The 7,954-nt window shown below is 57.8% G+C and carries 9 protein-coding genes, 1 tRNA gene and 1 pseudogene; 2 read left to right on the top strand and 9 right to left on the bottom strand.

Annotated elements, in window-relative coordinates:
• The coding region (locus TL5118_RS00960) for an IS5 family transposase (protein ID WP_058260712.1) at positions 1–292 on the bottom strand (292 nt) is incomplete at its 3' end.
• Positions 293–342: 50 nt separating this feature from the next.
• Between TL5118_RS00960 and TL5118_RS20785 the strand changes: the two genes are divergently transcribed.
• Positions 343–834 (top strand): DUF2927 domain-containing protein, encoded by a 492-nt coding sequence (locus TL5118_RS20785; protein ID WP_082626386.1) that lies wholly within the window; start codon positions 343–345, stop codon positions 832–834.
• Here the strand turns inward: TL5118_RS20785 and TL5118_RS00955 are convergent.
• The 3 genes and pseudogenes from TL5118_RS00955 to TL5118_RS00950 all read right to left on the bottom strand — a co-directional run bounded on the left by TL5118_RS00955 (position 792) and on the right by TL5118_RS00950 (position 1,592).
• Complete coding sequence (locus tag TL5118_RS00955) at positions 792–1,082, bottom strand: phage integrase central domain-containing protein (RefSeq protein ID WP_370701657.1); 291 nt, start codon at positions 1,080–1,082, stop codon at positions 792–794. The genes TL5118_RS20785 and TL5118_RS00955 overlap by 43 nt on opposite strands.
• A 75-nt stretch (positions 1,083–1,157) precedes the next feature.
• Positions 1,158–1,378 (bottom strand): annotated as a pseudogene (locus TL5118_RS21685) (Arm DNA-binding domain-containing protein); the annotation flags it as partial.
• Positions 1,379–1,517: 139 nt separating this feature from the next.
• Positions 1,518–1,592 (bottom strand) — tRNA-Phe (locus TL5118_RS00950).
• 259 nt (positions 1,593–1,851) lie between these two features.
• Here TL5118_RS00950 and TL5118_RS00945 point away from each other — a divergent pair.
• Positions 1,852–2,364, top strand: a complete 513-nt coding sequence (locus tag TL5118_RS00945) for an acyloxyacyl hydrolase (RefSeq protein ID WP_058244696.1) — start codon at positions 1,852–1,854, stop codon at positions 2,362–2,364.
• Between the two features lie 76 nt (positions 2,365–2,440).
• Here TL5118_RS00945 and TL5118_RS00940 read toward each other — a convergent pair whose 3' ends face one another.
• The 5 genes from TL5118_RS00940 to TL5118_RS00920 all read right to left on the bottom strand — a co-directional run bounded on the left by TL5118_RS00940 (position 2,441) and on the right by TL5118_RS00920 (position 7,908).
• Positions 2,441–3,829, bottom strand: a complete 1,389-nt coding sequence (locus tag TL5118_RS00940; RefSeq protein ID WP_058244695.1) for a coiled-coil domain-containing protein — start codon at positions 3,827–3,829, stop codon at positions 2,441–2,443.
• A 157-nt stretch (positions 3,830–3,986) separates the two neighbouring features.
• A complete protein-coding gene (locus TL5118_RS00935) occupies positions 3,987–5,069 on the bottom strand; it encodes a BMP family ABC transporter substrate-binding protein (protein ID WP_058244694.1) in 1,083 nt (360 codons plus the stop codon).
• 22 nt (positions 5,070–5,091) lie between these two features.
• Positions 5,092–5,919: an ion transporter gene (locus TL5118_RS00930; RefSeq protein WP_058244693.1), complete on the bottom strand. Its 828-nt coding sequence runs from the start codon at positions 5,917–5,919 to the stop codon at positions 5,092–5,094.
• Positions 5,906–6,826, bottom strand: a complete 921-nt coding sequence (locus TL5118_RS00925; protein WP_058244692.1) for an ABC transporter permease — start codon at positions 6,824–6,826, stop codon at positions 5,906–5,908. Before TL5118_RS00925 ends, TL5118_RS00930 begins: the two co-directional genes overlap by 14 nt.
• A complete protein-coding gene (locus TL5118_RS00920; RefSeq protein WP_058244691.1) occupies positions 6,826–7,908 on the bottom strand; it encodes an ABC transporter permease in 1,083 nt (360 codons plus the stop codon). Before TL5118_RS00920 ends, TL5118_RS00925 begins: the two co-directional genes overlap by 1 nt.
• Positions 7,909–7,954 lie beyond the last annotated feature (46 nt).

The following is a 7,954-nucleotide window of genomic DNA, read 5'->3' as shown; positions in this document are numbered from 1 at the left end:
TCAGATAAGTGGCGTCGATCATCACGGTCTTCTCTTCCCCGTGCTCGGCTGCTAAACCCGCCATCATCCGAGCAAAGATTCCCTTGTCGCTCCACCGCTTCCAACGGTTGTACAGCGTCTTGTGAGGGCCATAGGCAGCAGGCGCGTCACGCCATCGTAAGCCATTGCGATTGATGAAGATAATTCCGCTTAACACACGACGGTCATCAACGCGTGGCTTGCCGTGGGACTTCGGGAAGAAGGGCTCAAGACGCGCCATCTGCGCTTCGCTTAACCAGAAAAGATCAGACATGTTCACCGCTCGTTTTTCGAACTGTGAATCACGCCCCTACGCGGAAATCAATGGGTCCTGACCCTAAACATGTGGAAGACAATGGTGGTCCGAAACTGAAATTCGGCGGAATCGGGCTGGCCACTCCCGAAAGCCAGATTGTCATAAATGTTGGAGATAAAAGGGATCTTGAGATATTAGGGCTCATCTCGACAAAGACTCACCCATTCTATGCGACTCCAGAATTGCTGGGTGAACTTCGACTGCAGCGTAGGACCCAGTGTGCCGTTGAAATACTTTCTAAATTCAACGGTCAGATTCAATATGTGCTTGTGTCCATCGAACGAGGGCCACTTTCGCATCGTTGTTTTTCTGAAGAAATGCTTCATGCCATGGGGCTTACGGGCGAATTCGAGAATGAGGTTCGCTCAGTATTGGATGCGTACTCAACAGTTCAATATCCAACAGAACTAGATTGGGCGCTATTGGAGCGTCTGTATCACCCTGATCTATCAGCGGGTCAAGTTCTGACAAAAACGATGTTTGAGTCACTATTTGAATAAATCTGAGGTGCAGAGCGGCACCGTTCGGATTCGCAAGCAAGAGTTCTACTGTTCTCGATCTTCTTCAGGGGAACCAAAACATCTCGTGCTGTGATTTGGGAGATGGGCATGTGACCGATATCTGCGCCGAGCAGGCGATGGAACCATTCGGTTTTGGTAAGTGTAGCTTCTGCGCGGCCTTCTATGCGCTTTTTTGCGAGCAGTTCTGAGGCAATCTTGGTGAAGGTCTCGGTTTGCTCAGCTGCCACCTTGGCTTTCGGATCTTTGCGTGCGATCGAGGGGTCTTCGTCCTTTGCGATCAAACTACGGGCCTCATCCCGCTTTTGTCTCGCATCGGCCAAAGTCACTTCCGGGTATTTGCCCAGCGCCAGCAGCTTCTCTTTCCGCAGCCAGCGTACTTGACACGCCAGAGTTTCGACCCATTCGGCTTGATCAGCAGATAGAGACCGTCGAAGTCGGTTTGCTTGTAGGGCTTTTCTTTGGGCTTAAGAGCCCGAATCCGTGCATCGCTCAAGACCGTATGGGTACCTTCCAGATGTCTCATGATACGTACCCCAGATCGATACCCCACTTTGGGGTAGATAGTCGCGCACGTGGCAGGACATCACCGGACAAACCCAAAGCAAAAAGCCTGCGAATACAGGCTACTGGCGGACCAACTTGGATGCAACTGGATGATAAAGTGGTGCCCGGGGGCGGAATCGAACCACCGACACGAGGATTTTCAATCCACTGCTCTACCCCTGAGCTACCCGGGCCTGGGTGAACGTCTCCGTTCGGGTGGGGGCGTTCTATGCGAGGGGGTGGGGGGTGTCTAGAGGCAAATCGAAAAAAATCCGCCAATTGCCACATTTTTTTTCTACCCCCTGAGTGGCCCCCTGAGCAGCGTCGAATCCGGCCCTGGAAACGGTGGCGGATCGGTCGCAGTTTGGGGCAATTTTCCCTCTCAGGGCGGCAACAGATGACAGCGGGCCTCAGATTTTGCAGTCTCTCGTTTAACGAGTCAGGAGCTGCGCCATGAACGGGACCTTTGCCATCCTTTTTGCCATTGTTGGCCTTACCGATATGAACATGAACTACTGTGATACCGGCTGTCTGGCACGCACACCGGAGCAGGAGCGGTTTACGATTGCGGCTGGCCGAACCCAGTTTCAGGGTGATTTCATTGGTGAAGAGGTCTATGTGCGTTACGATATGGACCACAAGATGGGCCCGTTCCAGAATGCCATCGGGCTGTCGGTGACCGACACTGGTGATGCCTGGCTGGGCTTTGGCCAGCTCTGGACCAAAGATTTCGCTCGTGGCCGGGCCTATGTGCAGCTGCATGCGATGCCGGGGATCTATGTGCAGGGCGACGGGCCGGATCTGGGCTTTCCGATCGAATTCCGGTCAGGTGTGGAGCTTGGGTATAACCTGCGCAACGGTGTGCGGATCGGCTTGAGTTATGACCACCGCTCCAATGCTGACATCAAAGCCCTCAACCCGGGGATGGAGACCGTTCAGCTGCGCGTCAGCATTCCGCTGGATTAAGCGGCAGGGCCGGTGCGACCTTTTCGCCAGATGGATCTGATGCAGCTGTCCTTTGGAGCATCTGGGCGGTGCATTTTTATTGGTAACTGTAGCCGTCATGGGTGCCTTCGGTGAGGTAGCGATCGCGCATGTCGGCCAGATCGGGCGAGGTCCAGAAAGCCGTGACCGTTGCGGTTGGCACGGTGGCAAAGGCGGGGTAGTTGCTGTCCTGATCCAGAAGACGTTTGAGGCTCTGTTGATGGTACTGATCGGTGAACTCGTCCGATGTCTGCAGCTGGCTGGCCCAGACATGGGTGGCGGGGAGGGAGAGCCAGCGCAGCTCCTCCAGCGCGGTGAGGCGTAGCTGCGGGTCAAACCGCGCCAGATCATTGCGCACAACCGAAAGGAGCTGACTGATCAGGGCCCATTTGCGCGGGTCGGGGGGGATGCCGTTGCCCTCACCGGAGTATCGGTAGGGGAAGGATCCGGACAGGAAGGCCAGCAAGTATACGTCTTTCTCACTCTGCGCCGGATCTTGAAAGAGGGTAGGGGCCAATGCCTGATTGACGTCATCCCAGGTGCTTTCTGGCATATCCGACCCGTTGCGGATTGATCGGATCCAGTCCGGGTCCAGATCTGAACTGTCCTTCAGGGTGCGCAGGAATTGTTCAAGCCATAGCGCGTCAGTGTTGTGGGCCATCAGTGACAGGCTTGCCGCCGCCCGCAGCGTGGCGGATTCGGCGGTGGTGACTTTGGTCTTCAGTGTCTCAAGCGTGGTTTCATCTTTCAGATCCACGTAGCTTTCGAACTGCTGGAACTCCTTGCCGACCTCATACCAGTTGTTGTCTTTGGCGGCGGCCAGCGCGGCCTCCCACACCAGATTGAGCCCAGCAAGGGTTTCGCGTTCCTCCAGGTCCGCAACCTCCTTGAGCAGGGTGTCGCGCCGTTCTTCGGCTTTGCTCAGCTGGTCCCGCATGGTTGCCGCATTTGCCAGCCTGATCCTGTCCAGATCCTCCACACTGGAGAGCTGATTGATCACCAATGTCTGGACCCGTTCGGCTGTGCGCATCAGCGTGTCCTCAACGGTGGCGCGGGCTTCGGCCTGGGCTTGGGCAACGGTGGCGCGGGCCTCGGCTATGGCGATTTTGGCATTGGCGGTTTCGATCCGCGCAGCTTCCTGGGCAAGGCGCGCCTCCTCCAATTTTACCTCGGCCGCAGCGGTCATGGCGGCCAGTGCTTTTTGATGCTCATCACGTTCTTGCGCGATCTGCTGGCGCACCTCTTTCAGTTCTTTATTGGCGCTGATGTTCAGTTGAATGATGTAGCTGGCGCCGTAGAACAGCGCGGCAATCACGGCCAGGGCAAAGGCAAAGGCGGGAAAGCGCTGAACAAAGTAGAGCGCAACATCCCAGGGGCCTGCGCCCACGGTGTTTTTGGTGTCGTCTTTCGGGGCTGTGGCGACAGCGGGGTCGGGTGTTTGTGTCATTATATGCGACCTGAAAATGGGTTAGGTAAAATCAATACATCCAGCCTACCACAGGTCTGCCATCGCGCCTAATCGGGGGCTGTACTGCCCCTAACCGTGCAACGAAAAAGCCCCGACCAATGGCCGGGGCTTTCGCAAGATTTTGAGGTCCGAAACTTTAGTTCGGGATCTCGGCGGTGATGCCTTCAACGTAGAAGCTCATGCCGGCCAGACCGTCATCACCGTAGTCGGATGCGGTTTGACCTGCTTCCAGCCAGACCGAACCGTCCTGCTTGTTCAGCGGGCCGGTGAAGGCGTGGTACTCGCCCGATGCCAGCTTGGCTTTCAGTTCCATCGCTTCGGCGGCAACCTCGGCAGGTACTTTGTCGGTGATTTCACCGATGCCAACCATGCCTGCGCCGATGCCGTCCCAGGTCGACTTGCTTTCCCAGGAACCGTCCATCACAGCCTGAGTACGGGCGATGTAGTAAGGGGCCCAATCGTCGATGATCGAGGAGACACGCGGGCCGTCTTTATACTCGGCCATGTCCGATGCCTGACCAAAACCGATCACGCCACCGGCTTCTTGAGCGGCGGCCAGCGGTGCGGTGGAGTCGGTGTGCTGCAGGATCACGTCTGCGCCCTGTTCGATCAGCGCCTTGGCAGCGTCGGCTTCTTTCGCCGGATCAAACCAGGTGTAGGCCCAGATGATTTTGAACTCGACGTCCGGGTTCACCTTCTTGGCGTGGATATAGGCCGAGTTGATGCCGCGGATCACTTCCGGGATCGGGAAGGAGGCGATGTAGCCGATCACGTTCGACTCGGTCATTTTGCCGGCGATGTGACCCTGAATGGCGCGACCTTCGTAGAAACGGGCCGAGTAGACCGAAACGTTGTCAGCTTGCTTGTAGCCGGTGGCGTGCTCGAACTTCACGTTCGGGAATTTCTTCGCCACGTTGATGGTCTGGTCCATATAGCCAAACGAGGTGGTGAAGATCAGGTCCGCGCCTTCCAGCGCCATCTGGGTCATCACACGCTCAGCGTCGGGGCCTTCGGGAACCGATTCAACAAATACGGTTTCAACCTTGTCGCCGAAGTGCTCTTCAACAGCCAGACGGCCTTTGTTGTGCTCATAGGTCCAACCACCATCACCGACGGGGCCGACGTAGACAAAACCCACTTTGGTGGTGTCTGCGGCGAAACCGGCCGAGGCAAGGCCCATGGCCAGGGCTGCGCTTGCAAGCAGGGTTCTTCTTTTCATCTTCGCTCTCCTTGTTGAAGTCTCAGTTTGATTTGTGTTTGCCGCCTTTTGCAACGGCGCGCTTCTGGTTGCGAGTCTTTTGCTCGCTGGTTTCTATTTTTTCCAGAGTTTCTTCAATATCTTCGATGTCTCGACTGATAAGTGCTGAAGTTATAACCCCTGCCGGCACCGCAAAGATCCCAACCCCCAGCAGCAACAGCCCGGACGTGAAAATGCGGCCCCCCAGCGTAATGGGCACCACATCACCGTAGCCCACGGTGGTCAGTGTCACAACCGACCACCAAAGCGCCGCCGGAACTGAAGAAAACACCTCAGGCTGGGCCTCATGTTCAAAGAGGTAAATCCCGACGGAGCCAACATAAAGCAGCAGCGCCGCGACACAGAAGAACAGCGTCAGTTCCTGACGGACCGATCTGAGCGCCAGAACCAGCCGGTCCATCGCGCGGGAATGGCCCAAGAGCTTCAGCATGCGCGCCAGCAGCAACAGGCGCAACAGACGCAGCACGCTGGCCCCGCTCATCTCAAGGATGATGAAGGGCAGCCAGGCCAGAAGATCGATAATGCCCCAAAAGGAAAAGACGTAAGACAGACGGTGACGTGCTGCGAAAAAGCGCAGACCGTATTCGATGAAAAACATAAAGGCGGCGAAGCGTTCAAAAGCGTAAAGCGCCTGATAGGCCGCAGGGGGCAGATTGGGCACCGTCGCCAGCGCATAGGCAAAGGCCGAGGCCAGAATAAGCCCGTGTAGGAACAGGATCGGTGCGGCCCCCCATCGGGCATCTCGCCCGTTGAGGAGACCGCGAATGCGCAGCTGTTGCGCGGTGCCAGACCCGTGGTCAGTTGCCCGCATGGAATACCTTACCAAGGGATGCAGGGGCGCCGCTGCGGTCGGCCGACATGATCACCAGCACGATGATGGTGATGACATAGGGCGACATCGCCAGGAACTCGACCGGGATGGCCACACCCGCCGCCTGCAGGTTCAGCTGCAGAACGTTGATGCCGCCAAACAGGCAGGCGCCCAGCAGAACGCGCCAGGGTTTCCAGCTGGCAAAGACCACCAGCGCCAGCGCAATCCAGCCGATGCCGGCGGTCATGCCCTCGGTCCACTGCGGCACGCGGATCAGGCTGATGTAAGCCCCGCCCATGCCAGCACAGGCGCCCCCAAACAGGATCGCGATAACGCGGATCCGCACCACCTTGTAGCCCAGGGCATGGGCGGCATCATGGCTTTCACCGACCGCGCGCAGGATCAGACCGGCGCGGCTGTATTTCAGCATCGCCCAGACACCCAAGGTCAGGAAGAAGGCCAGGTAGACGATGAAATCCTGCGTGAACAGCACCGGCCCGATGAAGGGGATGTCCGACAGCAGCGGAATATCAAACCGCGGGAAGCTGGGCGGCTTGATGCCCTGATAGCCCTGACCGATCAGCGCCGACAGGCCCAGACCAAAGAGCGTCAGCGCCAGACCCGAGGCCACCTGATTGGCCAGCGCATATTGCGTCAGCAGCGCAAAGAGGAGGCTCAATGCAGCGCCACCAAGGGCAGCTGCAACAAGCCCCAAAACAGGGGAGCCAGTGTTGACGGAAATCGCAAAGCCACAGATCGCCCCGGTGATCATCATGCCTTCCACACCAAGGTTCAGCACCCCGGCTTTTTCCACCACCAGTTCGCCAATGGCGGCCAGCAGCAGCGGGGTTGCCGCCACAATCAGTGAGGCCAGCAAAAGGACGGGGTTAATCGAAGAAAAATCCATCACGCCACCTCACGCTTTGCCAGACGGATGCGGAAGTTGGTCAGAACGTCCACGGTCAAAAGGAAGAACAACAGCATGCCCTGGAACAGCTGGATTGCAGCCGCAGGCAGGCCCAGTTTGGACTGTGCAATCTCACCGCCGATATAAGTCAGCGCCATCAGCGCGCCGGCCAGCAGGATGCCAACCGGATGCAACCGGCCGAGGAAGGCGACGATAATGGCGGTAAAGCCGTAGCCGACATTGAAATCAATGCTGACCTGTCCGGCCGGGCCCGAGACCTCAAACAGACCCGCAACACCTGCCAGCGCCCCCGAGGTGCCAAGGCAGATCAGGATCAACCGGCTGGGGTTCACACCGGCAAACTTCGCCGCGCGGGGCGCTTCACCGGTCAGCCGGATGTGGAAGCCCAGCATGTGACGGTTCAGCAGCACATAGGCAAAGATCACCGCGATAAGGGCCGCCACGACACCCCAGTGCATACCGGTGCCAGTGATCAGCTCAGCATTATGGGCCGAAGCGTAATCGCGCAGGTTCCGTGAGCCGGGGAAGCCCATGCCCTCGGGGTTGCGCAGCAAACCCAGCGACATGGAGGCCAAGAGCTGCTCGGCCACATAGACCAGCATCAAGGAGACGAGGATCTCATTGGTGCCAAACCGCACCTTCAAAAACGCCGGGATCATCGCCCAGATCCAACCACCAAAGGCGCCTGCGATGACCATAAGCGGGAAGATGTAGAAAGCTTCCATCGGGTAGAAGGCCAGGCCAACACCGGCGCCGACGATGGCGCCCATGATATATTGCCCTTCAGCGCCGATGTTCCAGATACCAGCGCGGAAGCCCAGCGACAGGCCGATGGCGATCAGCACCAGCGGCGCCCCTTTCACCAGAAGCTGCGGCCGATAGTAAAAGGCAAATTCGGAAAACAGCGGTTCCCAGAAGATGGTTTTGATCGCTACCAGCGGGTCTTTGCCCAGCCAGGCAAACAATGCGCCGCCAACCACCATGGTCAGCACAACCGCCAGCAGCGGCGTCAGATAGGTCCAGGCCTGCGACGGCTGGGGACGTTTCTCCAGCTTGATCACGCCATGCCCTCCTTTTCAATGTTCTTCAAATACTCGATGCGAGGCA

This window comes from Thalassovita autumnalis (genome assembly GCF_001458255.1).
Taxonomy (GTDB): Bacteria; Pseudomonadota; Alphaproteobacteria; order Rhodobacterales; family Rhodobacteraceae; genus Thalassobius; species Thalassobius autumnalis.
Note: the sequence above shows the minus strand (reverse complement) of the source record. Positions and strands in the feature narration are given on the sequence as shown.

Excerpts from the sequence above, each read along its gene's own strand:
- TL5118_RS20785 (WP_082626386.1), top strand. The coding sequence starts at position 343 with ATGGGTCCTGACCCTAAACATGTGGAAGACAATGGTGGTCCGAAACTG.
- TL5118_RS00945 (WP_058244696.1), top strand. The coding sequence starts at position 1,852 with ATGAACGGGACCTTTGCCATCCTTTTTGCCATTGTTGGCCTTACCGAT.
- TL5118_RS00940 (WP_058244695.1), bottom strand. The coding sequence starts at position 3,829 with ATGACACAAACACCCGACCCCGCTGTCGCCACAGCCCCGAAAGACGAC.
- TL5118_RS00935 (WP_058244694.1), bottom strand. The coding sequence starts at position 5,069 with ATGAAAAGAAGAACCCTGCTTGCAAGCGCAGCCCTGGCCATGGGCCTT.
- TL5118_RS00930 (WP_058244693.1), bottom strand. The coding sequence starts at position 5,919 with ATGCGGGCAACTGACCACGGGTCTGGCACCGCGCAACAGCTGCGCATT.
- TL5118_RS00925 (WP_058244692.1), bottom strand. The coding sequence starts at position 6,826 with ATGGATTTTTCTTCGATTAACCCCGTCCTTTTGCTGGCCTCACTGATT.